Origin of the sequence: Sphingomonas sp. SORGH_AS_0789 (assembly GCF_031453055.1) — a bacterium.
Classification (GTDB): domain Bacteria; phylum Pseudomonadota; class Alphaproteobacteria; order Sphingomonadales; family Sphingomonadaceae; genus Sphingomonas.
In genome coordinates this window covers 2,924,781-2,949,018 of record NZ_JAVIYV010000001.1, presented here as the reverse complement: position 1 = coordinate 2,949,018, position 24,238 = coordinate 2,924,781, and the positions used below count along the sequence as shown (strand labels likewise).

Here is a 24,238-nt window from a genome sequence, read left to right as displayed (position 1 = left end):
ACATGATCGGTCTGGTTCTGGTGACGCACGGGCGGCTCGCCGATGAGTTCGTGACCGCGATGGTGCATGTGGTCGGCCCCCAGGAGCGGATCGCGACCATCGCGATCGGCCCCGAGGACGATATGGAGGAGCGCCGCGCGGACATCGCCGCGGCGATCGCCACCGTCGATGCCGGGCGCGGCGTGATCGTGCTGACCGACCTGTTCGGCGGCACCCCCTCCAACCTCGCCATCTCGCTGATGGAGCGCGGCCGGGTCGAGGTGATCGCGGGCATGAACCTGCCCATGCTGATTCGCCTGGGATCGGCGCGCAAGGCGATGCAGGTCGTCGATGCCGTCGCCGCCGCGCGCGAGGCGGGACGCAAATATATCTCGGTCGCCTCCGAGGTGCTGGGCGAGGCCGCCGCATGACCGAGCAGAGCCGCTCCGTCCTCATCACCAACCGGCGTGGCCTTCACGCCCGCGCCAGCGCCAAGTTCGTCACCCTCGCCTCGACCCAGCCCTGCGAGGTGCGCGTCGGCAAGGATGGCAGCATGGTGACGGGCACCTCGATCATGGGCCTGATGATGCTGGGCGCCGCGATGGGCGACACGATCACGATCAGCGCGACCGGCGACGGCGCGGGCGAGACGGTCGAGGCGCTGGCCGCGCTGGTGGAAGCGAAGTTCGGCGAAGACTGATGCCCCGTGAAATTACCGCTTATTCCAACCCGCTGATCAAGTGGGTCCGCGACCTGCGCGACAAGCGCCACCGCAAACAGGCGCGCCAGTTCCTCGCCGAGGGCCTGCGCATCCTGACCGAAGCACGCGAGACGGGTCGGGTGCCGACCCTGTTATTCTATGCCCGCCCCTCGGCCGACCATCCGCTGGTCCGCGAGCTGATCCGCGCGGTCGAACGGGCCGAGGGCGAGGCGATCGAGACGACGCCGGACATCCTGTCCAAGCTGTCGGGCAAGGACAATCCGCAGGCCGTGGTCGGCGTGTTCGAGGAGCTGGGCACGACGCTGGATGCGCTCGACCGATCCTCGGCGGGCATCTGGCTGGTGGCGGAGCGGCTGCGCGATCCGGGTAATCTGGGGACGATCCTGCGCACCGGCGATGCGGTGGGCGCGGGCGGATTGATCCTGATCGGCGAATGCGTCGACCCCTTTTCGGTCGAGGCAGTGCGCGCCAGCATGGGGGCGCTGTTCACCGTGCCCATCGTGAAGACCGAGTGGCAGCCCTTTCTCGACTGGCTGCGCCAGGGGCCGGGCCAGCTGGTCGGCCTCAGCCTCGACACCGATACGGACTATCGGTCCGCCCGCTATGCCGCTCCGACCTTCCTGCTGACCGGCAACGAGGCGCAAGGGATGCCCGCCGACTATGCGGCGGCGTGCGACCAGCTGGTCAAGATCCCGATGCTGGGCAAGGCCGACAGCCTGAACGCGGCGGTGGCGACGGCGGTGATGGCCTATGAGGTGCTGGCCCAACAGGGTGGTGCGTCGGCGGGCTGACGAACCTGGTGTCGTTCGGTCTGGGTGGGAGTGGTTGGCAAAGGGAGAGCGATTCCCTTACACTTCGACTTCGCTCAGTGCGAACGGAGCTTTGGGTAAGGGTGAGGGTAAGGCTATGACCGTAGCCTCCCCACCCTATCTCCGTTCAGCCTGAGCGAAGTCGAAGGCCACGCCCCGCCCTCGCCCCGACTGCCAGCGGCCATTAGCCGGCGACTTCCGCCCCCTCTCCCGCAAGTTCCACCACCGGCATCAACTTCGTCAGCGGTCGCGCGGCCTGTTCGCCGATGGGGGGCTGGTCGATGCTCTTGCCCCCCGTGTCGATGTTCAGCGCCTCGAACCGGCGGGCGCTGGTCAGGACCTGGCTCTCCAGGCTGCCGACAAAGGCGTTATAGGCGGTCATCGCGGTGTCGAGATTCTTGCCCAGCTTCGACACATGTCCGCCCATCACGGCAAGCCGCGCATAGAGCTCCTTGCCGAGCGCGCCGATCTGCCGCGCTTCCTGCGCCAGCTTTTCCTGCCGCCACACCGCAGCCACCGTCCGCGCGATCGCGATCAGGTTCGTCGGCGTCGCCAACAGCACCCGCTTGTCGAAGGCGAAGTCCCACAGGGTCGGGTCATGCTCGAGCGCCGCCGACAGGAAATGCTCGCCGGGGACGAACATGATGACGTAATCGGGCGCGTCGTCGAACTGGTTCCAATAGCTCTTGTTGCCCAGCCCGTTGACATGCGCGCGCATCGCGGCGGCATGGCGCGACAGGCCCGCCAGCCGCTCGACCTCGTCGACCGCGCCGAACGCGTCCTGATAGTCGTTGAGCGACACTTTCGCGTCGATGACCAGCGCCTTGCCGCCGGGCACGCGCACGATCGCATCGGGGCGCAGCTTCCCGCCCTCGCCGTCCGCCACGCTGACCTCGGTCTGGAAATCGGCATGTTCGGACAGGCCGCAGCTTTCGAGCACGTTGCGCAGCTGCTGCTCGCCCCAGCGGCCCCGCGCCTTGGGGGCGTTGCGCAGCGCGTTGACCAGCTTGGCCGCCTCGCCCGAGACGCGCTCCTGGCCGATGCGCATCGCCTCGATCTGGCCCTTCAGCTCGCCGAATGCGTCGCGGCGTTCGTCCTCGACCTTGCGCACGCCCTCCTCATAGCGTTGCAGCCGCTGGTGGACGGGATCGAGCAAGGCCTTGAGCGTCTGGCCCGAGGCTTCCTCCGACTGGCGGAAGCGGGCCTCGGCGCGTTCCAGGAACTGGCGCTGCGCGACTTCCAGCGCGCGTGCCGCCGCCTCGCCGAACTGGCTGTTGATCTGCTCGCGAGCCTGGCCCAGCGCCTCCAGCGCCTGGGCATGCGCCGCCTCGCGCTCCTGCGACCGGGCGCGCAGCTCGGCCAGTTCGCGAAGCGCCGCATTGCGCTCGGCCTCCACGGCATCGCGCGCGGAGCGGATCATGTCGAGGTCGGCGGCACGCCCGCGCAACTCCGCCAGCGCCTGGAGCGCATCGCTCTTGTCACGTTCGGCGGCGTCGCGGGCGGCGCGCAAGGGATCGACCTCGGCCGCGCGCGCCCTGGCCGTCGCCAGCTCCCCCGCCAGCCCGTCGGCCTTGCGCCGCGCCGCCAGCCATCCGGCCAGTCCGCCCAGCAACAGCGCCAGCAGCGCGACGGCAATCAATTCGGGCATTGTCACAACCTGTCAGAACCAAAGGACAGGCCGGAACATAGATCGAACGGGCCCGTACGAACAGGCCCATTCGCGCGAAAGGGATCAGCCCTTGCGCATCTTGTTGAGCTTGCGCATCAGCATGTCGCGCTTCAACCGGCTGACATGGTCGATGAACAGCACGCCGTTCAGATGGTCGATCTCATGCTGCATGCAGGTGGCGAGCAGTCCGTCGAGTTCTGCCTCATGCGCCTCGCCCTTTTCGTCCAGCCACTTCACCTGACAGCGCGCGGGCCGCTTCACCTCGGCATATTGCTCGGGGATCGAGAGGCAGCCCTCATTGTAGCTGGACAGTTCGTCGCTGACCGACAGGATTTCGGGATTGATATAGGCGCGCGGGTTCTTGACCGGCTTGCCGTCTTCATCCTCTTCTTCCTGAAGGTCGATGACCAGCACGCGCTTGTCGACGCCGACCTGGATCGCCGCCAGGCCGATGCCGTGCGCGTCGTACATCGTGTCGATCATGTCGGTGACGAGCTGGCGCACGCCGTCGTCCACCGCCTCCACCGGCTTGGAGACGAGACGCAGACGGGGGTCGGGAACTTCGACGATCGGAAGAATGGCCATGACGGTTTCGCTACGGCGCATGGGCAAAAGCGTCAAGCCGGGGCGTCAGACCACAGGCCGGCGCGCACGCAGGGCCTGGGCCAGCGTCCCTTCGTCCAGATAGTCGAGCTCGCCGCCGACCGGCAGGCCATGCGCCAGCTGGGTCACGCGGACCGGGAAGCGCTCGATCCGCTCGGCGATGTAATGCGCGGTCGTCTGCCCCTCCAGCGTGGCGTTCATCGCCAGTACCACCTCGTCGATGCCGCCGCCCTCGATCCGGCGGACGAGCGCGTCGATCGCCAGGTCCTCGGGCCGCACGCCCTCCAGCGCGGACAATCGGCCGCCCAGCACATGGAAGCGCCCCGGAAACAGCCGCGACCGCTCTAGCGCCCAGAGGTCCGCCACCTCCTCGACCACGCAGAGCGCGCCCGCGTCGCGCCGGGGATCGGCACAGATCGCGCACGGATTCGCGGTGTCGATATTGCCGCAGGTCGAACAGGTCTCCAGCCGCTCCTCGACCGCCGCCAGCGCGGACAGCAACGGCGCAAGCGCCGCCTCGCGCTTCTTGAGCAGGTGCAGGACCGCGCGCCGCGCCGAACGGGGGCCAAGGCCGGGGATGCGCGCCAGCGCCTGGGTCAGCGCCTCGATCTCGGGGGATGCCATGGGGAACAGATAGGGGGTTGCGCGCCGTCCCGCCAGCGCAGAGAGGCATTGCCATGCGGATCATCTTCATGGGCACGCCGGGCTTTGCCGTCCCGGTCCTGGAAGTCCTGGCGCAGGCCGGGCATGACATCGTCGCCAGCTATAGCCAGCCGCCCCGCCCCGGCGGGCGGCGCGGGCGGCAACTGGTCGCCTCGCCGGTGCAGCAGGCGGCCGAGGCGCTGGGCATCCCCGTCTTCACTCCCGTGTCGCTGCGCAGTGAGGAGGAACAGGCGCGGTTCGCCGCCCATGATGCCGATGTCGCGGTGGTCGCGGCCTATGGACTGATCCTGCCCAGGCCGATCCTGGCCGCGCCGCGCCTCGGCTGCCTGAACGTCCATGGCTCGCTGCTACCCCGGTGGCGCGGGGCGGCGCCGATCCAGCGGGCGATCCTGGCGGGGGATGCGGTGACCGGCGTCGGCATCATGCAGATGGAGGCGGGGCTCGACACCGGCCCGGTCAAGCTGGAGGACTCCACCCCGATCGGACGCAAGACGACCGGCGAGCTGACCGACGAGCTGGCGGCGATGGGCGCGCGGCTGATGGTCCGGGTACTGGAAGACCCCGACCGCTATCCCGCGCGGGACGCAGCCCGAGGAAGGCGTGACCTATGCCGCCAAGATCGACAAGGCCGAGACGCGGATCGACTTCACCCGCCCCGCCGTCGAACTGGAACGACAGGTCCGCGCGTTCAACCCGGCACCGGGTGCCTGGTTCGAGGTCGCGGGGGAGCGGGTCAAGCTGCTCGCCGCCGAGCCGGTCGAGGCCGAAGGCACCCCCGGCAAGGTGTTGGACGATGCGCTGACCATCGCGTGCGGCGAGGGCGCGCTGCGCGCCGTCTCGGTCCAGCGTGCCGGGCGTGGCGTGTCGAGTGCCGACGAGCTGCTGCGCGGCTTTGCGATCCCGGCGGGAACCCGGCTTTGACGCGTTTCGCGCTGACGGTCGAATTTGACGGGCGGCCCTTCATGGGCTGGCAGCGCCAGTCGCATGGGCCGAGCGTGCAGCAGGCGCTGGAGGATGCGATCCATGCCGTGACCGGCGAGCGCACCGCCGTCCATGCCGCCGGGCGCACCGATGCGGGGGTGCACGGCCTGGCGATGCGCGCGCATGTCGATATCGCCAAGGACATCGCGCCGTTCCGTCTGATGGAGGCGATCAACGCGCGGATCCGGCCCAACCCGGTGGCGGTGCTGGACTGCGTGACGGTGGCCGACGACTGGCATGCGCGCTTTTCCTGCATCCGCCGGTCTTACGAATATCGCATTGTCAACCGCCGTGCGCCCCTGACCCATGAGGCGGGGTTGGCGTGGCAGGTGCCCCAGCCGCTGGACGAGGCCGCGATGGCCGAGGCGGCCTCTCGGCTGGTCGGGCGGCACGACTTCACGACCTTCCGCTCGGTCCATTGCCAGGCGGACAGCCCGGTCCGCACACTGGACCTGCTGTCGGTCGAGCAAGTCGATGCGCGCCTTTATATCCGCGCGGCTGCCCGGTCCTTCCTCCACCATCAGGTGCGGTCGATGGTCGGCTGCCTGGCGCTGGTCGGCATGGGGCGCTGGACGCCGGACGATGTCGAGGCGGCGCTGGTCGCCCGCGACCGCGCGCAGCTGGGGCTGAACGCGCCGTCGGACGGGCTGTTCTTCGTCGCGGCGGATTATCCCTCGGACGGTTGACGCACGAAGCGCGCCGCCAGCTCGACATGGGTGGACCAGCGGAACTGGCCCACCGGCTGCACCCATTCCAGCTGCCAGCCCTGATCGACCATCTCCCGCGCGTCGCGCGCGAAGCTGGCCGGATTGCACGAAACATAGGCGACCGAGGCGACATTGGCGCTGGCCAGCGCCGCCGCCTGGTCGCGCGCGCCCGCGCGCGGCGGGTCGAGCACGATCGCGTCGAAACGGTCCAGCTCCGCCTTGGTCAGCGGGCGGCGATACAGGTCGCGATGCTCGGCAAAGACCGGCCGCCCCTGCGCATTGGCGGCCCCCTTGAGCGACAGGATCGCGTCGCGCGCACCCTCGGCCGCATAGACCTTGCCGGGCAGCGCCAGCGCGAAGGTGCCGAGCCCGGCGAACAGGTCGGCGGTCGTGCGCGGCCGGCCCACCGCTTCGCGCACCGCCGAGACCAGCGCGGCCTCGCCATCGCGCGTCGCCTGGAGAAAGGCGCCGGGCGGCAGGGGCACGCCCACGCCGCCGAGCGTCACCGTCACCGGCTCCGGCTCCCAGCGCGTCTCGGGGCCCAGCCCGTCATCGACCGCGAATCGTGCGACGCCGTGTCGCTCGCAAAAGCCGATGATCGTCTCCGCCGCTTCGAGGCCATCCGGCGAGAAATTGGTGACGAGGACGTCCGCCCCCTGGTCCGCCAGCGTCAGATGCACGTCGCCGCGCCGCTTGAACCCCAGCCGCTGGAGCAGCGTGCGCAGGGGCGCGACCAGCGCGAACAGCATGGGGTCGAGGATATGGCATTCGGCGATGTCGACGATCGCGTGGCTCTTTTCCTCCGAAAAGCCGATCATCACCCGCCCGCCCTTCGCCTCGGCATGCAGCGTCGCGCGACGGCGGCTGCGCGGCGGCGAGACATGGGGCGCGCGAAGCGGCGCGGCCAGCCCCTGCGCGTCCAGCGCGGAGGCGACCCGGTCGGTGACGAAGGCGGCATAGCTTTCGTCGTCCAGATGCTGGAGCTGGCACCCCCCGCAGCGCGGGAAATGGCCGCAGGGCGGCTCCTGGTGATGCAGGCCGGGCGTGACGGTGCCGTCCGCTTCCAGCAGGTCGCCGGGGGCGGCAAAGGCGGCGTGGCGGCCATTTTCGGTCACGCCGTCGCCGCGTGCGGCAACGCGGATGATGATATCGCTCATGCGATCAGCCTCTGACGGCGGAAAGCGCGTCTGCCAAGTCGTCGGCGATGAAAGCCGCCCCGCAACGCCGCGCCGCCTCGGCATGAAGCCACACGCCCGCCGCCGCCGCCTCGAACGGATCGAGCCCGGCCGCCAGCATCGCGCCGATCGCGCCCGCCAGCACGTCGCCCGTCCCCGCGGTCGACAGCCACGAATTGGCCTCCGGGCACAGGATGGTGCGGCCATCGGGTGCGGCGATGACCGTGTCGGCGCCCTTATGGACGACGACCGCCCCGGTCTGCTCGGCCGCCCGGCGGGTGCGATCGGGCTTGCCGCCGGAGCCATCGCCGAACAGATGGCCGAACTCGCCGCCATGCGGGGTCAGAATCTTGGGACCGATATGCTGCCCCAGCGCGTCGGCATCGATCAGCCGCAGCGCATCGCCGTCGACGACCAGCGGGCGGCCGCTGCCCAGCGCCGCCGCCAGCCGCGCGCTGGCGTCGCCATCCCGGCCCAGACCGGGGCCGATGACGATCGCGCCGATCCGCTGCTCGTCCAGTGCTTCGGGCGCATAGTCGCGGCGGACGATCGCATGCGGATGCGCGACAGCGGACGCCCCCGCGCTCAGATGAAGGACATAGCCCGCCCCGGCGCGAAGCGCTGCGGTGGCGGCGAGTTCCGATGCCCCCGACATGCTCCCCGCCACCACCGCGACCATGCCACGGCTATATTTGTGCGATCGGGCGTCGGGCTCGGGCAGCGTAGGCCGATCGAGGACATGGGTCGCCCCCTCGACCGGCACGCCGATATCGAGCAGCCGCACCTGCCCCATCCGACCGGCGGCGGGTTGCAACAGGTGCGAGGGCTTCACCGCCCCCAGCGCCAGCGTCACGTCGAAGCGGGGCACCTCGCCCCCTATCGCGCCGTCATCGCTCGCGACCCCGCTGGGCATGTCCACCGCGATGGCGAGCCATGCCTCGCCCGCCAGCCGCGCCAGCGCCGCCTGCACCACGGGGTCGAGCGCCCGCGACAGGCCGATCCCGAACAGCGCATCGACCAGCACCGGCGCAGGACGCGCCGTCGCCAGCAGCTCGACCGGGCCATCCCAAAGCGCGCGGGCCCAGCGCGCACCGTCGCTGCGCGGCTCGTCGCTCGCCGCGACCCGGACGGCGACGCCCCTATGTTTCAGCGTGGCGGCGACGACATAGCCATCCCCGCCATTATTGCCGGGGCCGCACAGGACCAGAACCTCGCGTGGCCCCGCGAGCCGGGCCACCGCCTGGGCCACCGCTTCCCCCGCACGCCGCATCAGCGCGGCCGGGTCGAGGCCCGATGCGAAGACCGCCGCCTCGGCCGCGCGCATCGCCTCGGCGGTCAGGACGGTGCGGCCAGCGATCGGGATCATCGCGCGCCGACCGTGGCGGGCAGGCGATAGCGATCGGGGCCGATGGCGATCTCGATCTCCCGGTCGCCCGCGATGGTGACCTGCGCCGGAAGCGCCCCATCGGCGGCGGCGACGCCGTGGCCGTCCTGCGTCACTTTAAGCCGCCGGAATCCGCCATCGGAATGGCGAAGGGTCAGGATCACCGCATCGCCCGCCGCCGATTGCTCGACGGTGCAGTCCTGCGAAAATCGCGCGGCCCCCGCCCGGGCACAGGCAATGGCGAGACCGGGCTTTTGGGCCGGAGCGGTGGCGGCGGCGTCATTCCCCGCCTGGCCATCGCTCCGCCCCGAACATCCGGCCAGCGCAAGGGCGCCGGCCAGACAGACGGATTCAGATATCCGCATAGACATGGCGCTCGGACTTGGCGCCGGGATGGGTGACGGCGCCCTGGTGCGCCGGGCCGACATTCTGGGCATAGCGCCACAACACACCGGACTGGTAATCGTTCATGCGCGGGGTCCAGCGGGCGCGGCGTTCGGCCAGCACCTCCTCGGCCACCACCAGGTCGATCGTCCCCGCCTCGGCGTCGATGCGGATGGTATCGCCATTCTCGACCAGCGCGATCGGGCCGCCATCGGCCGCCTCGGGCCCGACATGGCCGATGCAGAAGCCGCGCGTGCCGCCCGAGAAGCGCCCGTCGGTGATGAGCGCGACCTTCTCGCCCAGACCCTGGCCGTAGAGCGCTGCGGTGGTCGACAGCATCTCGCGCATGCCCGGACCGCCCTTTGGCCCTTCATAGCGGATGACGACCACGGTGCCGTCGGTGATCTCGCGCGCCTCGACGGCGGCGAACGCCTCTTCCTCGCAATCGAACACGCGCGCGGTGCCTTCGAACTGGAGGCGCTTCATGCCCGCCACCTTCACGATCGCCCCCTCGGGTGCCAGGCTGCCGCGCAGGCCCACGACGCCGCCGGTCGGCGTGATCGGGGTCTTCACGTCATAGATGACCTTCTGGTCGGGGTTCCACGTCACCTCGTCGATATTCTCGGCCAGCGTCTTGCCGGTGACGGTGATGCAGTCGCCGTGCAGATAGCCGCCTGCCAGCAGCGTCTTCATCAGCATATAGACGCCGCCCGCCTCATACATGTCCTTGGCGACATAGCGGCCGCCGGGCTTGAGGTCGGCGATATAGGGGGTGGTCTTGAAGATCTCGGCCACGTCGAACAGGTCGAAGTCGATCCCCGCCTCGTTGGCCATCGCGGGCAGGTGAAGCCCGGCATTGGTCGAGCCGCCGGTCGCGGCCACGACGCGCGCGGCATTCTCGAACGCCTCGCGGGTGCAGATGTCGCGCGGGCGCAGGTTGCGCGCGACCAGCTCCATCACCTGCTCGCCCGCCGCCTCGGCAATGCCGTGGCGGTCGAGGAAGGGCGCGGGCATCATGTTGCTGTTCGGCAGCGACAGGCCGATCGCCTCGCCGACGCACGCCATGGTGTTGGCGGTGAACTGGCCCCCGCACGCGCCGTGACCGGGGCAGGCGACCTTTTCCAGCGCGATCAGGTCATGAAGCGGACAGTTGCCCGCCGCATGCTGGCCGACCGCCTCGAACACGTCGACCACGGTCACGTCGCGGTCCTGGTGGCGGCCTGGCAGGATCGAGCCGCCATAGACGAAGATCGACGGCACGTTCAGGCGCAGCATCGCCATCATCATGCCGGGCAGCGACTTGTCGCATCCGGCAAAGCCGACCAGCGCGTCATAGCAATGGCCGCGCACCGACAGCTCGACCGAATCCGCGATGACCTCTCGGCTGACCAGCGAGGACTTCATCCCCTGATGGCCCATCGCGATGCCGTCGGTCACGGTGATGGTGTTGAACCGGCGCGGCATGCCGCCGCCGCGGATCACCCCGCCCTGCGCGGCATCGGCCTGCGCATCGAGGGTGGTGTTGCAGGGGGCGGAATTGTTGCCCGCACTCGCCAGCGCGACGAACGGCTTGGCGATATCCTCTTCCTGGATACCCATGGCGTAGTAATAGCTGCGGTGCGGCGCACGCTCCGGGCCGACGGAAACGTGGCGGGACGGCAGGCGGGACTTGTCGAATTGGCGTGTCATGACGCAGCCCTATGTCGCCAGACACCCCGCCCACGCAAGCAAATTTCGCGAGCCATGCCATCGACGGGGCTTTTCGCACCCCGTCGGAGCGGTCAGAGCGACCCCAGCGCCTTGGCCACGCCGTCCATGGTGAACGGCTTTTGCAGGCGCGGGCGGTCGCGGAAGCGTTCGTCCACCGCATCGTCCGACCCGCCGGTGGCGAAGACGAAGGGCACCCCGCGCGCCGCCAACGCTTCGGCGACGGGGGTGCTCTTCTGGCCGCCCCGCAGGTTGACGTCGAGGATGGCGGCGTCGATACCCCCCTCGGCCACCCGGGCCAGCGCGTCGTCGACGCTGTCCACGGTGCCCGCGACCTGTTTGTCGAGGACGTCCAGAAAGTCCTCCAGCATCATGGCGATCAGGGGTTCGTCCTCGACGATGAGGATCTGCACGGGCTCTGTCATCGGCACCGCCATATCATGCTTTGCGTCATCCGCCAGCCGCTTGTTGCGCCAGCGCGATCTGCGTGGCCTCGGCAAGCTGCTGGACCGAGAAGGGTTTGGGCAGGAAACCGACATTGGGCAGGGTGATCGACTTGCGCAGCTGTTCCTCGGCATAGCCCGACATGAACAGCACGGCCAGGTCGGGATAGCGTTTGCGGACCAGCCCGACCATCGTCGGTCCGTCCATGGTAGGCATGACCACGTCGGAGATCAGCAGGTCGGGCTTGCCATGCCTGTCGAGCATGTCGAGCGCCGCCTCGCCATTTTCCGCCGACAGGACGGTATAGCCCTGCCGGGTCAGCGCGCGTTCGGCGACCGCGCGAACCATGTCCTCGTCCTCGACCAGCAGGATCGTGCCCGAACCCCAGGGCGTCGGCGCAGGCAGAGCCGGTTTGACCTCCACCGCCTTGCCGACGGGCACCGCCGGGGCGGCATGGACCGGCAGATAGATGGAGAAGCGCGCCCCCCCGCCCGATGGCGATTCGGCGAAGATATAGCCGCCCGACTGCTTGATGATGCCATAGACGGTCGACAGGCCCAGCCCGGTCCCCTTCCCCATTTCCTTGGTGGTGAAGAAGGGTTCGAAGATCTTCGGCAGGATCTCGACCGGAATGCCCGTGCCGTTGTCGCTGATGATGAGCGCGGTATAGTCGGCGGCGGGCAGGATGTCGTGGTTCATCGCGCGCACGTCGGCCATCGAGACACCGCGGGTCTGGATGGTCAGGATGCCGCCGCCCGCCGGTTCATTCTCCAGGATCGCGTCGCGCGCATTGACCGCCAGGTTGACGACCACCTGCTCCAGCTGCCCCGGATCGGCGCGGATCGGGCCCAGATTGCGGCCATGGCTGACGTCCAGCCGGACGCGTTCGCCCAGCAGCCGCTTGAGCAGGTTCGACACCTCCGACACGACATCGGGCAGTTGCAGGATCTGCGGACGCAGCGTCTGCTGGCGGGAAAAGGCGAGCAACTGGCGGGTCAGGCTCGCCGCGCGGTTGGAGTTGGTGCGGATCTGCTGGATGTCGTCATAATCGCTGTCGCCGGGTGAATGGCGCATCAGCATCAGGTCGCAATGCCCGATGATCGCGGTCAGGATGTTATTGAAGTCGTGCGCGACGCCGCCTGCCAGCTGGCCGACCGCCTGCATCTTGGTCGCCTGCGCCACTTCGCGCTTGAGGCGGCTTTCCTCGGAATTGTCCTTCAGGCTCAACAGCACGGCAGCATCGCCCAGCCCGCGCGCGCCCGCGATGGTCAACGCGACGGGTTCTTCGGGATGGTCCTTCAGCCGGACCGCCATGTCGGCGGAATGGGTCGCCCCTCCGGCGAAGCGGCGAATCGCGTCCGCCACCGCCGCCTTGTCCTCGCGCACCACCAGGTCGCCCGGATAGAGCGGCGGCTGCCCGCCATTCACCCCGGCCGCGCGCATGAAGGCGGAGTTCATCTGGAGGAACCGCCCGTCCCGGTCGACCAGCGCGATGCCGAACGGCATCAGCGAGACGAGCCCACGGACATGGTTGCCCGCATTCGCCCCGGTGGGCGCGACCATCTGCTGCTCTTCGTCGAGCAGGACGACCAGCATCGGCGCGCCCTCGCCCTCGACAAAGGGGATTTGCAGGATGCGCAGGCTGTGCTGGGTCGCGGCATCCTTTTCGGCGACGAACCGGATCTGGCCGGAGGGGCTGTGAGCGAGGAAGGTGGCGAAGTCGCGGCCGACGATCGATTCCATCTCGCCGCCCATCGCCCGCGCGCACAGCACCCGGTTGGCGGCCCGGACCCGGCCATCGGGGGCGATCAGCGCCGCCATGATCCCCGCCGCGCCCAGCCGATCGCCATGGATGCCGCCGATCAGCTGCTCGACCGTCTCGGCCAGGTCCTGCTCCTCGGCGATGGCGAAGCGCCAGACCAGCAGGTCCGCCTCGTCCCCCGACCGGGTGACCAGCACCGACAGCTCGGTGCCCATCACCCCGATCCGGTCGGCCCGGCCCAGTCCGTCGCGCCACGCCGTCCGACCTGCATGGGCCAGCGCCTCGACGCACGGGCCGTCCAGCGGGACGCCGGGCGGGGTCGGCATGCCGGGAAACAGCGCGGCATAGGCCTCGTTGGCGCAGACCAGACGCCCGGCGCGGTCGGTCACCGCGATCGCGTCATGGCTGGCATCGGCGACGACGCGCGCGAAATCCCAGTCGATCGTGCGCCGCATCTCCTGCGCGCGCGGGCTGAGCAGCCGCCACATGACGAGGACGGCGAGCATCAGCAGCGCGGTCGCCAGAAAGCCGGCCGCGACGATCCAGTTCCGGATCGCGAAGAACATCAACCCCGCCGCCGCCGTACCGCCCAGGATCGAGACGAGCGCGGCGGCACGGACGGGGGACAGGGTTTCGGAAGACGCGATCGCCATGGTGCGACTCATCGTCCGCCGACGGGGCATGGGTCAAGCGCGATCCTGAACCATGCCCCCATGCGGGGCCCGCTTACCAGATGCGGACGCGCTGCGCCGGGGTCAGCGCCATCTTGTCGGTCGGCTTGACGCCGAACGCCTTGTACCAGGGGTCGAGGTTGCGGACGGTCAGCACCCGCTCATGGCCGGGCGAATGCGGATCGGACAGCAGCGCCTGTTGCAGCGCGGGGTCGCGCCACTTGGTACGCCACACCTGCGCCCAACCATAATAGAAACGCTGGTCGCCGGTCGTCCCGTCGATGATCGGCGCGGGCTTGCCGCCCAGTGACTTGTGATAGGCGTCGAGCGCGACGGTCAGACCCGCCAGGTCGGCGATATTCTCGCCCAGCGTCAGGCCGCCCTGGACATGCTGTCCGGGCAGCGGCTCATAGCCGTCATATTGCTTCACCAGCGCGTCGGTGAAGGTCTTGAACCGCGCCACGTCCTGCGGCGTCCACCAGTCGGTCAGCTTGCCGGTCGCGTCATATTTGCGGCCCTGATCGTCGAAATGGTGGCTGATCTCATGCCCGATCACCGCGCCGATACCGCCATAGTTCACCGCCGGATCGGCTTTCGGATCGAAGAAGGGCGGCTGGAGGATCGCCGCCGGGAACACGATCTCGTTCATCGGCGGGTTGGCATAGGCGTTGATCGTCATCGGCGTCATGAACCATTCGCCGCGATCGATCGGCTGGCCCAGCTTGTTGAGATCGCGCTGGAACTCGAAGGCATTGGCGCGCGCGACATTGCCGACCAGGTCGTTCCGGTCGATGGAAAGCCCCGAATAATCCTTCCACTTGTCGGGATAGCCGATCTTGGGCGTGAAGGCGGCGAGCTTGGCCAGCGCCTTCTGCTTGGTCTCGGGCGCCATCCATTCCAGATTGCGCAGCCGGTCGCCCATCGCGGAGATCAGGTTCCGGACCAGCGCATCGGCGGCGGCCTTCGATTCCGGCGGGAAGTACTTGGCGACATATTGCTTGCCGACCTCTTCACCCAGCCCGTTGGAGACGAGGCCGACGCCGCGCTTCCACCGCGCCTGCTGCTCGGGCGTGCCCGACAGGGTGGTGCCATAGAAAGCGAAGTTGGTCTTGTCGAAGTCGCTCGACAGATAGCCCGCATAGCTGCGCAGGACCTTCAGCATCGCATAGTCCTGAAGGACGTTCAGCGGCGTCTCGCTGTACAGCTTGGCCTCGCCGGTGATCGCGCTGGGCTGCGCGACCAGATAGGCGGGGCGGCCCGCAATGCCCAGCGTCTGCATATATTGCGCCCAGGGGAAGCCCGGCGCTTTGGCGGCGAAGTCCGCCGCCAACCACTTGTTATAGGTCTTGTCCGCGTCGCGGCTTTCGATCCGGGTCCAGTGGACGCCCGCCAGCGCCTTTTCGAAGTTGAAGACGGCGGCGGCGCGCGCCTCGGCATTGGGCTCGCCCGCCAGCGTCAGCATCTTGGCCAGATAGGCCTGATAGGCGGTGCGGATCGTCGCCAGCTTGGCGTCGTCCTTCAGATAATAATCGCGGTCGGGCAGGCCCAGGCCGCTTTGGCCGAAATTGGCGATATAGGTGTCGGGGGCCTTGTCGTCCTGGCCGATATAGACGCCGAACGGCGCGCCGACGCCCTGCCGCTGGAGCTTGGCCATCTCGACCGCCAGCGCGTCGCGGCTCTGGGTCGCGCGGATCTGGTTCAGCCACGGCTTGACGGGCGCGACGCCCTTGGCGTTGACCGCCGCCTCATCCATGAAGCTGGTGTAGAAATCGCCGACCTTGTCGCCCGGCCGCTTGGCCGCGTCGTCCAGGATGGTGCGGGTCTGTTCGAGCGAGCGGTCCTGCAGGACGTGGAACATGCCATAGGAGGAGCGATCGGCGGGGATCGTCGTGGTCTTGTACCAGGTGCCATTGGCATAGTCGAAGAAATCGTCACCCGGCTTCACCGTGGTGTCGCGGCCCGCCATGTCGAAGCCGAAATCGCCGATTTCGGGGCCGTTCTTGGCATGCGGCTTGACCGGGCCGACGGCGGCCTTGTCGACGGGGTTTTGGGTCTGAGCGAAAGCGGGGGAAATCGCGGTGGACAGAAGAGCGGCGACCAGCAGAGAGCGCATCGAAATTCCCGAACAGGACAGTGATGCGACGGTTGTAGCGGGACGACACGGCTAGTCAAACCGTTAGAAACCCACGCCAAACCGATATACCGCTATCACATTGCGGGCGATCTCCGCCGGTTGCGCCATTTGCGCGCGATCCACAGCCGCCAGCCCAGCGCCGACCCGGCATAGCCGACCACCGCGCAGGACGCGGTCAGGACGCACAGCCCCAGGCCGAAGGCGGGCCCCTGCTCCCACAGCCAGTGAAAGGCGCTGAGCGCCCATTGCAGCCACCCGGTCGCGGCCTCGGCCACCGGCTGGGTGTTGATCGGCGTCTCGCTGCGCAACAGGAACGTGCCGATGCGATAGGCGATGACCCAGATGATCGGGGTAGTCAGCGGGTTGGTGATGAAGGTGGTCAGCGCCGCGACCGGCACATTGGCGCGGAACGGCAGCGCGAAGACTGCCGCGATCGCGATCTGCGCGACGGGAAACAGGAAACCCGCCACCACGCCCAGCGCGACGCCGCGCGGCACCGACCGTCGGGTGAAACGCCACAGCTCGGGCGCCAGGACACGGTGCGCGACCGGGCGGAGCAGCCGGTTGCTCTCCATCGAATCGCGGGTCGGCATGTTGCGCCGGACCCAGTTCATCGTCCGGCCCCACATCGTCGGCGCGGCCGTGGCCATCAGCCGCGATCGCGCAGGATACGGCCCTGCTCGCGCTTCCAGTCGCGTTCCTTGATCGAATCGCGCTTGTCGTGCGCCTTCTTGCCCTTCGCCAACGCCAGCTCCACCTTCGCACGTCCGCGCGAATTGAAATAAATCATCAGCGGCACCAGGGTCATCCCCTCGCGCGCCACCGCACCGTGGAGCTTGTTTATTTCGCGCTCATGAAGGAGCAATTTACGCGGCCGCTTGGCTTCGTGGTTGAAGCGGTTGCCATGGCTGAATTCCGGCACGTTGGAATTGACCAGCCAGACCTCCTCGCCGCGCACCTCGGCATAGGATTCCGCGATCGATCCCTCGCCGAAGCGGAGCGATTTCACCTCGGTCCCGGTCAGGGCGATACCGGCCTCATAGGTCGTCTCGATGGCGTAATCGAAGCGGGCGCGCCGGTTCTCGGCGACGATCTTCTTCTTGTCGAATGTCTGGGGTTTCGGGCGCATGGACGGAGCGATGTAGGCGTTCGCGTCCGCCATGAAAAGCCGCTCGCTGTGCAATGTCCCGTTTCCGGGCGTTCCCCGCCTGTACCATCCCGCGACAGGGCTGGCCCCGGGCGGGATGGCGGCGCAAAGGCGCGGGCATGGGCCGGACACGCACGCATCGATCGCTCTCCCGCATCCGGCGCCTGGGGGTCGCCTGCACCGCGCTGGCGATGGTCGGCGCCTGTGGCGGCGGCGCGGCGGACGGCGATCCGGTGATCGTGACGCCCACGCCCGTCCCCTCGCCCATCCCGACCGCGACCCCCACGCCGAGCGCGGGCGGATGGTGGCGGCCCGAGCGAACGCTCAGCTGGCAATGGCAACTCAGCGGGACGCTCAATACCGGCTATGCCGTCGCCGCCTATGATATCGACCTGTTCGACAGTTCGGCCGCGACGATCGCCGATCTCCATCGTCAGGGGCGACGCGTGATCTGTTACTTCTCGGCGGGCAGTTCGGAAAACTGGCGCCCCGACGACGCGCAATTCGCCAGCGGCGACCGCGGCAAGGCGCTGTCTGGCTGGGCGGGGGAACGCTGGCTGCGGATCGATTCGGCCGGCGTCCGCAAGGTGATGGCCGCGCGGCTCGATCTGGCGAGGGCCAAGGGCTGCGACGCGGTCGAGCCGGACAATGTCGATGGCTATGCCAATGACAACGGGCTCGGGCTGACCGCCGCGATGCAGCTCGACTATAACCGCTTCCTCGCCGCCGAGGCGCATGGCCGGGGGCTGGCGATCGGGTTGAAGAACGACACCGACCAGATCGCCGCGCTGCAACCCGCCTTCGACTTCGCGCTGAACGAGCAATGCCATGAATTCTCGGAATGCGGCGGCTATTCGGCCTTTCTCGATGCCGGAAAGCCGGTGCTGGTCGCCGAATATGCCGACCGCTATCGCAGCAACAGCGGCGGCGCGCGCGACACGATGTGCGCGGCCTCGCGCCAGCAGGGGGTCCGCACGCTGGTCCTCGCGCTCGCGCTGGACGACAGCTATCGCTTCAGTTGCGACGACGCGCGCCCAGCGGGATCTTGAGCCGGATCATCGCGCGGTTACTGGGAAAGCCGCCGACGCCCCCCTGCTCGACCTCCGCCGACAGGGTCCCGACGCCGGGGATTTCGGTGCGCGCCGTGGGCAGGGTCAGGGGCGAGGAACGGTCCGGGATGGGCCGCAACCGATAGCTTTCGGACGACCGCCCGCACACCACGACATCGCCGCCCGCATCGTCCGCCGGACAGCGGCCGGTGGAGGGACGCCTGGGCGCGGGCAGGACCGGGCCCGCCACCGCCCCGGCTTGCAAGGTCATCATCACCGCGATCCACATCGGCCGACCTTTCCCTGATCTCGGGAAAAGGTCGGCGATGATTGCGGCAGGAACAGGGCCGGGCGGCCCGGGTCAGATCAATCCGGCATGCGCCAGCGCGGCGTCCACCTGTGCGCGCGCGGCCTCGGACGGCCAGGTCATCGGCAGGCGGATGCCGGTCGGGAAATGCGGCATGATCCGGCTGAGCGCATATTTGACCGGGCCGGGCGAGGCGTCGGTAAACATCGCCTCGTGCAACGGGAACAGCCGGTCATGCAGCTCGAGCGCGCGCGCGCTCTCACCCGCCGCGCAGGCCGCCTGGAACTCGGCGCACAGGCGCGGCGCGACATTGGCGGTGACCGAGATGCAGCCGACGCCGCCCATCGCGTTGAACGCCAGCGCCAGATCGTCATTGCCCGACAGCTGGCAGAAATCCGCGCCCAGCGCCGCGCGGTGGTGCGAGACGCGCGGCAACGCGCCGCTGGCATCCTTCACCCCCACGAAGATATCGGGCGCGGACTGGACGATCCGGATCAGCGTCGCCGCCTGGATGTCGGTCACCGTGCGGCCGGGTACGTTGTAGAGGATGATCGGCAGCGGCGCCTCGCGCGCCAGCTCGGCGAAGTGGCGGACGATGCCGTCCTGGCTCGGCCGGTTGTAATAGGGCGGCACCATCAGCGTGGCGTCGGCCCCCGCCGCCTGCGCGGCCTTCATATTCTCGATCGCGACGATCGTGTCGTTCGATCCCGCCCCCGCGATCACCGGCACTCGGCCATTGGCCTGGTCGACGCACACCCGGACGACATGGAAATGCTCGTCCTTGGGCATGGTCGCCGCCTCGCCCGTGGTCCCGCACGCGACCAGCGCCGACGATCCCTCGGCGATCTGCCATTCGACGAAGTCCCGGAATTTCGCTTCGTCGAACGCCCCGCCGAGATGATCGCCACGATCGTCGAACGGCGTCACGAGCGCCGGAATGGACCCTGAAAACATGAGAGGAAATGCGCTCCTGCTGCGCCGAAATTGGGCCGAAATGGGAAATTGTTCAGGACATGTACGGGTAGAGGCCCTATTCTGTCCACCATGATGGCATTGACGAAGGCGGGGGCGATCCTCGCGACGCTGGCGAGTTCCATGGTCGCATCGGGCGAGCAGGATCAGCTCGAGCGGTATCGCACCCAGATGGCGAATATGAGCCCGCAGGAGGTTCGGGGGATGCCCGCCCCCGCCGATGGCGCGATCGCGGCGGCGCTGGCCCAGTGGCGCGCGCTGCAACAGACCGATTCGCTGCCCTTCGACAGCTATGCCGGGTTCGTGATGGCGCATCCCGGCTGGCCCGGCGAGGCGAGCAACCGCCGCGCAGCCGAGCGACAGGCGGCGAACTTCACCGCCGCGCCCGGCAGCATCGTCGCCTATTTCCGCCGTTTCCCGCCCCTGTCGGCGGCGGGCGGCGTCGCCTATGCCCGCGCCTTGCTGGCGACCGGCGCGCCGGGCGAGGCGGCGCAGGCAGCGCGCGCCGCCTGGCGACGCGGCGCGCTGTCCCCGACCGACGAGGCACTGGTCATGTCGACCTTCGCCTCGGCACTGACGCCCGAGGATCATGACGCGCGCATGGACATGCTGCTGTGGAGCGGCCAGACCAGCGCCGCGGCGCGCCAGCTGGGCTATACGAGCAGCGCCCGGCGCCCGGTCTTCGCCGCCCGCCTGGCCTTCCGCACCAAGTCGGCGGATGCGGCCAGCCTGTCCGCCTCGACCGCCGAGCTTTACGCCAATGATGCGGGCTATGTCGCCGACCGCGCGATGTGGCTGCGCGATACCGGCGACAGCCTGACCGCGCGGTCCTGGCTGGCGCGCAGCCGCCAGCTGACCGTGCGGCCGGGCAATGTCGAGAAATTCTACGAGGCGTTGCTGGTCAATGCGCGCGCCGCCTCGGCCGACAACCAGCTTCAGACCGCCTATGACATCGCGCGGCAGGTGGACGACGCCTATCCGGCGGGCACCGACGTTTCGACCAAGCCCTATGGCGAGCGCGACGATTACACCAGCCTTGTCTGGTTGGGCGGGCAGACCGCGATGAAGCTGGGTCGTCCCGCCGACGCGATGACGCTGTTCGACCGCTATGGCCGGGGCAGCCAGTCGCCGCAGACCCGCGCCAAGGGCTTTTACTGGGCCGGACGCGCGGCCGAGGCGGCGGGCCGGACGGCGGAGTCCGCCGCCTTCTACAATCGCGCGGCACAGTATCGCGATCAGTTCTACGGCCAGCTCGCGCTGGAGCGCACCGGCCGTCCGCTGGTCGCACCGCCCGCCATCGCCGCGACCGGCATCGCACCCGCCATCCGCGCCGCCTTCGACGCCAAGGAGATCGTCCGCGCGGCACGCTTCCTGGGCCAGATCGGCCAGTGGCAGGACCAGACCGCCTTTGTCCGCCAGATCGCGGCCGATGCGCAGGACGAGAACGACCATCTGCTCGCCGCCGACCTGTCGCGCAGCATCAATCGCCCCGACCTGGCGGTGATGGTGGGGCGCAGCGCGATGCAGAACGGGCTGACCGATTATTCCGCCGCCGGCTTCCCCACGGTCCCGGTGCCGCCGGGGTATGAATCGAGCTGGACGATCATCCACGCGATCGCGCGGCAGGAAAGCCAGTTCGACCGCGCCGCCGTCAGCCATGCGGGCGCGCGCGGCCTGATGCAGCTGATGCCCGCCACCGCCGCCGAACAGTCGAGCAAGATCGGGCTGGCCTATTCCCCCGCCTCGCTGACCACCGATCCGAACCTGTCGATCCAGCTGGGGGCCAGCTATTTCGAGCGGATCCGCAACAACTTCGCCAGCTATCCGCTTGCGATCGCGGCCTATAATGCCGGGGGCGGCAATGTGAACAAATGGCTACGACTGAACGGCGACCCGCGCACCGGCAGCGTCGACATCGTCGACTGGATCGAGGCGATCCCCTATTCCGAAACGCGCAATTACGTCCAGCGCGTGCTGGAAAACGCCGTCGTCTATGACCTGATGAACCCGGCCCGCGCGACCAGCCGGGGGCCGACGCCGCTCAGCTGGTATCTGGGCAAGACGTCTCGGCCGGGTTGATCGGGCGGGTTGATCAGCTGGGCCCAGTCGATAGAGCAGGCGGATGGATCGCCCCAACTACATCACCCCGGCGGGTTATGCTGCGCTTCGCCAGGAATATGAAACGCTGTTCGCCGTCGAGCGGCCCAAGCTGGTCGACACCATCGCCTGGGCGGCGGGCAATGGCGATCGGTCGGAGAATGGCGACTATATCTATGGCCGCAAGCGCCTGCGCGAGATCGACCGGCGGCTGGGCTGGCTGTCCAAGCGGATGAAGGCGGCCAAGGTGGTCGATCCTGCCCGGCAGGAGGACCGGTCCAAGGTCTGGTTCGGCGCCACCGTCACCATCGCCGACGAGGATGACAACGAACGCATCCTGACGCTGGTCGGCGATGACGAGGCCGAGGCGGGCAAGGGCCGGGTCGGCTGGAATGCGCCGCTGGTCCGTGCGTTGCGCGGGGCGGCGGTGGGCGATCTGCGCCGCGTCGTCCTTCCGGCCGGTGAAAAGGAATATGAGGTCATCGCCATCACTTACCCGACGAACTGAGCAACGGGTGATCGCTCTCATGCGCTTGATGCGCAGCACAGGAGAGCGACCATGGAACATCCCCGTACCACCAGCGCGCGCGATCATGACGACAGCGCGATCATCGACGCGGCCGAGGCGGCCCCCTCGGCGGTCGGTCGGACCGGCGGCATCGCGACCGATGTCGGCACGCGCGACGAGCTGACCCGCGCCGTCGACGATCCCGAAAGCCATGAGCGCGTGACCAAGGGCACGGAAATGGCCAATGGACAGGTCCGCAACGGCGACCGACGCTGACGCTTCGGCCCATGGCTCCGGCGGCGCGGCTTTGCTAGACAGGGCGGATGAATGCCCTGACCCGCAACATCGCGCTGCTGATCGATGCCGACAACGCCCAGTCGGCCGCCATCGACCCGGTCCTGACCGTGCTGGCCGAGCTCGGCACGGTCAATGTCCGCCGCGCCTATGGCAATTGGTCCAAACCCGGCCTGAAGGGCTGGCGCGACGTCATGGTCAAACATGGCATCGAACCGCAGCAGCAGTTCGACCTGACCAAGGGCAAGAACGCCACCGACATGAAGATGACCATCGACGCGATGGACCTGCTGTTCCGGGGGCGGATCGACGGCTTCGGCATCATGTCGTCGGACAGCGACTTCATGCCGCTCGCCACCCGCATTCGGCAGGACGGCTTTCCCGTCTATGGCTTCGGCAATTCCCGGACGCCCGAGGCGTTCAAGCAGGCGTGCAGCCGCTTCATCGATGTCGGCGCGCTGATCGGCGAGGCGACGCGCCCGGCGAACGCCAAGCCGACCGCCGCCGACGTGCCGCTCGCCGAATCGCTGCCCCCCTCGATCGAGCAGACTAAGCGGACCGCAGGCACGCCGCGCCCGATCGACGAGGAACTGCTGAAGCTGCTGGTCGACGCCTATAATTCGGTGAAACGCGACGAACGCGGTTTCGCCAGCCTGTCCGCCATCGGCCAGCTGGCGGGCAACCGCTCCAGCTTCGACACCCGCAATTACGGGTTCAAGCGCCTGTCAGAGCTGATCGAGGCGGTGCCCAATTTCCAGACTGAACGCCGCGAGGACGGCCGGACCTTCGTCAAGCGGGTGCGGTGATCCCGTAACATCCTCCCCGGCAAGGGGAGGAATGTCCTACTCCCTCGGGTCGGGCATGGTCAGCGTCGCGCAGGTGCCGGGCGTCGCATCGTCGAACCGCACCTCGCCGCGCAACTGGCGCGCCAGGCTGGCGATCATGCGCATCCCCAGGCTGTGCCGCGACGCCGCCTTCATGTCGAAATCGGCGGGCAGCCCCTGGCCATGGTCGCGCACCGTCAGGACGATCTGGCCGTCGCGCGCGTGGAGCGAAACGTCGATCGCCCCACCCTGTTCGTCATAGGCATATTTGATCGCGTTGGTCAGAAGCTCGGTCAGCATCAGGCCGATCGGGATCGCGGTATCGGCGTTCATCTCGATCGCCTCGATATCGCAATGCACCTGATGGTTCTGCGCCTGCTCGGCCAGTTGATGCGCGATTCCGCAGGCGAGATCGTCGAGCGACACCATCCCCACCCGCTCACCGCGCCAGAGCTGGTCATGCGTCTGGGCGATGGCGGCGATGCGGGCCTGCGCGTCGTTCAGCATGCGCAGCACGCGGGGATCGTCATCCTCCTGCTTTTGCAGGTTCAGCATGGCGGAGACGAGCGCAAGGCTGTTCTTGACCCGGTGGCTGGCCTCGCGGGTGAGCAATTGCTGGTGCTCGACCGCCTCGGCCAGCCGACGCTCGGCCTCCTGCCGTTCGATGGCGACGCCGATCAGATTGGCGAAACCCTGCATGAAGGCGAGGTCGGCCTCCTCGAATCGCCCTTCGTCGGGGCTGTCGACCTCCAGCACGCCGTAACGCTGCCCCGAGGCCTCGACGAGGACGTTGATCGCGCGGCGGATATGGTGGTCGGCCATGAATTGCGGGGTGCGGAACCGCTCTTCCTGGTCGAGATGGTTGGAGATCACGCCCTGCCCGGTCTGGAGCGCGAAGCCCGCGGGCGAGCCCATGTCGGTCCGCATCTCGGTCGACCCGACCACGCCCGGCCCCCAGCCGACGCCGGTGCGCACCAGCAGCGTGTCACGGTCGGCGCGATATTCCAGGAACTTGCAGAAGCGCGATCGCATCCCCTCGGCGCATAATTCGGTCGCGCGTTGCAGCATCGGGTCCAGATCGCGCGCGCGCAGTGCTACGATCCCGAAGGCGGCGAGCACCGATTGCTGGCGAAGCCGATAATGCAACTGCCCCGCGCCGGCGATTTCCAAATCCTCGCCCTGCGCCTGCTCCACCACCGCCATTCGCCGTCGAACCCCTTTCATCCCCGTTCCGGACGCGTCCAGAA

General features: G+C 68.6%; 24 protein-coding genes and 1 pseudogene. 10 read left to right on the top strand and 15 right to left on the bottom strand.

The genetic code is table 11. The features are described from left to right. The first annotated feature begins 2 nt into the window (after positions 1-2). Genes QE360_RS13555 through QE360_RS13545 form a run of 3 tightly spaced genes read left to right on the top strand, consistent with a single transcriptional unit; the run spans position 3 to position 1,491 of the window. Positions 3-410, top strand: coding sequence for a PTS sugar transporter subunit IIA (locus tag QE360_RS13555; protein WP_307104538.1), 408 nt, complete (start codon positions 3-5; stop codon positions 408-410). Then, on the top strand, positions 407-679 hold the full coding sequence (locus QE360_RS13550) for an HPr family phosphocarrier protein (protein ID WP_307099215.1): 273 nt from the start codon (positions 407-409) through the stop codon (positions 677-679). Before QE360_RS13555 ends, QE360_RS13550 begins: the two co-directional genes overlap by 4 nt. Beyond that, the gene (locus QE360_RS13545) at positions 679-1,491 is read left to right on the top strand and encodes an RNA methyltransferase (RefSeq protein WP_307099216.1); all 813 of its coding nucleotides are present in this window, start codon (positions 679-681) and stop codon (positions 1,489-1,491) included. Before QE360_RS13550 ends, QE360_RS13545 begins: the two co-directional genes overlap by 1 nt. 202 nt (positions 1,492-1,693) lie before the next feature. Here the strand turns inward: QE360_RS13545 and rmuC are convergent, their stop codons facing one another. The 3 genes from rmuC to recR all read right to left on the bottom strand — a co-directional run bounded on the left by rmuC (position 1,694) and on the right by recR (position 4,405). After that, positions 1,694-3,157 (bottom strand): DNA recombination protein RmuC, encoded by a 1,464-nt coding sequence (rmuC, locus tag QE360_RS13540; protein ID WP_309702258.1) that lies wholly within the window; start codon positions 3,155-3,157, stop codon positions 1,694-1,696. 84 nt (positions 3,158-3,241) lie between these two features. Next, positions 3,242-3,763: a peptide deformylase gene (gene def / locus QE360_RS13535; RefSeq protein ID WP_309702256.1), complete on the bottom strand. Its 522-nt coding sequence runs from the start codon at positions 3,761-3,763 to the stop codon at positions 3,242-3,244. Between the two features lie 45 nt (positions 3,764-3,808). Next, entirely contained in the window at positions 3,809-4,405 is a 597-nt protein-coding gene (gene recR, locus QE360_RS13530; protein ID WP_307099223.1) for a recombination mediator RecR, read from the bottom strand. A gap of 53 nt (positions 4,406-4,458) precedes the next feature. On the opposite strand from recR, the pseudogene fmt reads away from it, so the two are divergent. After that, positions 4,459-5,365 (top strand): annotated as a pseudogene (fmt, locus tag QE360_RS13525) (methionyl-tRNA formyltransferase). Then, a complete protein-coding gene (truA, locus tag QE360_RS13520; protein WP_309702253.1) occupies positions 5,362-6,111 on the top strand; it encodes a tRNA pseudouridine(38-40) synthase TruA in 750 nt (249 codons plus the stop codon). Before fmt ends, truA begins: the two are co-directional and overlap by 4 nt. On the opposite strand, the gene QE360_RS13515 is transcribed toward truA, so the two are convergent. The 9 genes from QE360_RS13515 to smpB form a co-directional block, all read right to left on the bottom strand. Beyond that, positions 6,093-7,289, bottom strand: a complete 1,197-nt coding sequence (locus tag QE360_RS13515; RefSeq protein WP_309702251.1) for a class I SAM-dependent RNA methyltransferase — start codon at positions 7,287-7,289, stop codon at positions 6,093-6,095. The two genes, truA and QE360_RS13515, sit on opposite strands and share 19 nt — an antisense overlap. Before the next feature lie 4 nt (positions 7,290-7,293). Then, positions 7,294-8,673: an NAD(P)H-hydrate dehydratase gene (locus tag QE360_RS13510; protein WP_309702249.1), complete on the bottom strand. Its 1,380-nt coding sequence runs from the start codon at positions 8,671-8,673 to the stop codon at positions 7,294-7,296. Then, complete coding sequence (locus QE360_RS13505) at positions 8,670-9,056, bottom strand: hypothetical protein (RefSeq protein ID WP_309702247.1); 387 nt, start codon at positions 9,054-9,056, stop codon at positions 8,670-8,672. The genes QE360_RS13510 and QE360_RS13505 overlap by 4 nt, the downstream gene beginning before the upstream one ends. After that, positions 9,043-10,764, bottom strand: coding sequence for a dihydroxy-acid dehydratase (ilvD, locus tag QE360_RS13500; RefSeq protein ID WP_307099235.1), 1,722 nt, complete (start codon positions 10,762-10,764; stop codon positions 9,043-9,045). Before ilvD ends, QE360_RS13505 begins: the two co-directional genes overlap by 14 nt. 92 nt (positions 10,765-10,856) lie before the next feature. After that, positions 10,857-11,207 (bottom strand): response regulator, encoded by a 351-nt coding sequence (locus QE360_RS13495; RefSeq protein ID WP_307099237.1) that lies wholly within the window; start codon positions 11,205-11,207, stop codon positions 10,857-10,859. Between the two features lie 25 nt (positions 11,208-11,232). Continuing rightward, positions 11,233-13,641, bottom strand: a complete 2,409-nt coding sequence (locus QE360_RS13490; protein WP_309702245.1) for a response regulator — start codon at positions 13,639-13,641, stop codon at positions 11,233-11,235. A gap of 73 nt (positions 13,642-13,714) precedes the next feature. Further along, the gene (locus QE360_RS13485; protein WP_309702243.1) at positions 13,715-15,772 is read right to left on the bottom strand and encodes a M13 family metallopeptidase; all 2,058 of its coding nucleotides are present in this window, start codon (positions 15,770-15,772) and stop codon (positions 13,715-13,717) included. Between the two features lie 95 nt (positions 15,773-15,867). Further along, a complete protein-coding gene (locus QE360_RS13480) occupies positions 15,868-16,443 on the bottom strand; it encodes a DUF2062 domain-containing protein (RefSeq protein ID WP_309702241.1) in 576 nt (191 codons plus the stop codon). Further along, entirely contained in the window at positions 16,443-16,922 is a 480-nt protein-coding gene (smpB, locus tag QE360_RS13475; RefSeq protein WP_007403364.1) for an SsrA-binding protein SmpB, read from the bottom strand. Before smpB ends, QE360_RS13480 begins: the two co-directional genes overlap by 1 nt. A 137-nt stretch (positions 16,923-17,059) precedes the next feature. On the opposite strand from smpB, the gene QE360_RS13470 reads away from it, so the two are divergent. Next, a complete protein-coding gene (locus QE360_RS13470) occupies positions 17,060-17,989 on the top strand; it encodes an endo alpha-1,4 polygalactosaminidase (protein WP_309702239.1) in 930 nt (309 codons plus the stop codon). On the opposite strand, the gene QE360_RS13465 is transcribed toward QE360_RS13470, so the two are convergent. Next, positions 17,955-18,263: a 5'-nucleotidase gene (locus QE360_RS13465; RefSeq protein WP_309702237.1), complete on the bottom strand. Its 309-nt coding sequence runs from the start codon at positions 18,261-18,263 to the stop codon at positions 17,955-17,957. The two genes, QE360_RS13470 and QE360_RS13465, sit on opposite strands and share 35 nt — an antisense overlap. An 87-nt stretch (positions 18,264-18,350) precedes the next feature. Further along, the gene (gene dapA / locus QE360_RS13460) at positions 18,351-19,250 is read right to left on the bottom strand and encodes a 4-hydroxy-tetrahydrodipicolinate synthase (protein ID WP_307099250.1); all 900 of its coding nucleotides are present in this window, start codon (positions 19,248-19,250) and stop codon (positions 18,351-18,353) included. 90 nt (positions 19,251-19,340) lie between these two features. On the opposite strand from dapA, the gene QE360_RS13455 reads away from it, so the two are divergent. The 4 genes from QE360_RS13455 to QE360_RS13440 are packed head-to-tail and all read left to right on the top strand — an operon-like array spanning position 19,341 to position 22,973. Further along, on the top strand, positions 19,341-21,347 hold the full coding sequence (locus tag QE360_RS13455) for a lytic transglycosylase domain-containing protein (protein WP_309702235.1): 2,007 nt from the start codon (positions 19,341-19,343) through the stop codon (positions 21,345-21,347). Between the two features lie 43 nt (positions 21,348-21,390). Further along, complete coding sequence (gene greB / locus QE360_RS13450) at positions 21,391-21,873, top strand: transcription elongation factor GreB (protein WP_307099254.1); 483 nt, start codon at positions 21,391-21,393, stop codon at positions 21,871-21,873. 51 nt (positions 21,874-21,924) lie between these two features. Next, a complete protein-coding gene (locus QE360_RS13445; protein WP_309702233.1) occupies positions 21,925-22,149 on the top strand; it encodes a hypothetical protein in 225 nt (74 codons plus the stop codon). 47 nt (positions 22,150-22,196) lie between these two features. Beyond that, positions 22,197-22,973, top strand: a complete 777-nt coding sequence (locus tag QE360_RS13440) for an NYN domain-containing protein (RefSeq protein WP_309702231.1) — start codon at positions 22,197-22,199, stop codon at positions 22,971-22,973. Positions 22,974-23,009: 36 nt separating this feature from the next. Here the strand turns inward: QE360_RS13440 and QE360_RS13435 are convergent, their stop codons facing one another. Beyond that, on the bottom strand, positions 23,010-24,194 hold the full coding sequence (locus tag QE360_RS13435; RefSeq protein ID WP_309702229.1) for a histidine kinase dimerization/phosphoacceptor domain -containing protein: 1,185 nt from the start codon (positions 24,192-24,194) through the stop codon (positions 23,010-23,012). Positions 24,195-24,238: the final 44 nt, after the last annotated feature.

Excerpts from the sequence above, each read along its gene's own strand:
- rmuC (WP_309702258.1), bottom strand. The coding sequence starts at position 3,157 with ATGCCCGAATTGATTGCCGTCGCGCTGCTGGCGCTGTTGCTGGGCGGA.
- QE360_RS13550 (WP_307099215.1), top strand. The coding sequence starts at position 407 with ATGACCGAGCAGAGCCGCTCCGTCCTCATCACCAACCGGCGTGGCCTT.
- def (WP_309702256.1), bottom strand. The coding sequence starts at position 3,763 with ATGGCCATTCTTCCGATCGTCGAAGTTCCCGACCCCCGTCTGCGTCTC.
- QE360_RS13495 (WP_307099237.1), bottom strand. The coding sequence starts at position 11,207 with ATGACAGAGCCCGTGCAGATCCTCATCGTCGAGGACGAACCCCTGATC.
- QE360_RS13480 (WP_309702241.1), bottom strand. The coding sequence starts at position 16,443 with ATGGCCACGGCCGCGCCGACGATGTGGGGCCGGACGATGAACTGGGTC.
- QE360_RS13465 (WP_309702237.1), bottom strand. The coding sequence starts at position 18,263 with ATGATGACCTTGCAAGCCGGGGCGGTGGCGGGCCCGGTCCTGCCCGCG.
- QE360_RS13455 (WP_309702235.1), top strand. The coding sequence starts at position 19,341 with ATGATGGCATTGACGAAGGCGGGGGCGATCCTCGCGACGCTGGCGAGT.
- greB (WP_307099254.1), top strand. The coding sequence starts at position 21,391 with ATGGATCGCCCCAACTACATCACCCCGGCGGGTTATGCTGCGCTTCGC.
- QE360_RS13515 (WP_309702251.1), bottom strand. The coding sequence starts at position 7,289 with ATGAGCGATATCATCATCCGCGTTGCCGCACGCGGCGACGGCGTGACC.
- recR (WP_307099223.1), bottom strand. The coding sequence starts at position 4,405 with ATGGCATCCCCCGAGATCGAGGCGCTGACCCAGGCGCTGGCGCGCATC.
- QE360_RS13555 (WP_307104538.1), top strand. The coding sequence starts at position 3 with ATGATCGGTCTGGTTCTGGTGACGCACGGGCGGCTCGCCGATGAGTTC.
- QE360_RS13505 (WP_309702247.1), bottom strand. The coding sequence starts at position 9,056 with ATGCGGATATCTGAATCCGTCTGTCTGGCCGGCGCCCTTGCGCTGGCC.
- dapA (WP_307099250.1), bottom strand. The coding sequence starts at position 19,250 with ATGTTTTCAGGGTCCATTCCGGCGCTCGTGACGCCGTTCGACGATCGT.
- QE360_RS13440 (WP_309702231.1), top strand. The coding sequence starts at position 22,197 with ATGAATGCCCTGACCCGCAACATCGCGCTGCTGATCGATGCCGACAAC.
- QE360_RS13485 (WP_309702243.1), bottom strand. The coding sequence starts at position 15,772 with ATGCGCTCTCTGCTGGTCGCCGCTCTTCTGTCCACCGCGATTTCCCCC.
- QE360_RS13490 (WP_309702245.1), bottom strand. The coding sequence starts at position 13,641 with ATGGCGATCGCGTCTTCCGAAACCCTGTCCCCCGTCCGTGCCGCCGCG.
- QE360_RS13545 (WP_307099216.1), top strand. The coding sequence starts at position 679 with ATGCCCCGTGAAATTACCGCTTATTCCAACCCGCTGATCAAGTGGGTC.
- QE360_RS13435 (WP_309702229.1), bottom strand. The coding sequence starts at position 24,194 with ATGGCGGTGGTGGAGCAGGCGCAGGGCGAGGATTTGGAAATCGCCGGC.
- smpB (WP_007403364.1), bottom strand. The coding sequence starts at position 16,922 with ATGCGCCCGAAACCCCAGACATTCGACAAGAAGAAGATCGTCGCCGAG.
- ilvD (WP_307099235.1), bottom strand. The coding sequence starts at position 10,764 with ATGACACGCCAATTCGACAAGTCCCGCCTGCCGTCCCGCCACGTTTCC.
- QE360_RS13445 (WP_309702233.1), top strand. The coding sequence starts at position 21,925 with ATGGAACATCCCCGTACCACCAGCGCGCGCGATCATGACGACAGCGCG.
- QE360_RS13470 (WP_309702239.1), top strand. The coding sequence starts at position 17,060 with ATGGGCCGGACACGCACGCATCGATCGCTCTCCCGCATCCGGCGCCTG.
- QE360_RS13510 (WP_309702249.1), bottom strand. The coding sequence starts at position 8,673 with ATGATCCCGATCGCTGGCCGCACCGTCCTGACCGCCGAGGCGATGCGC.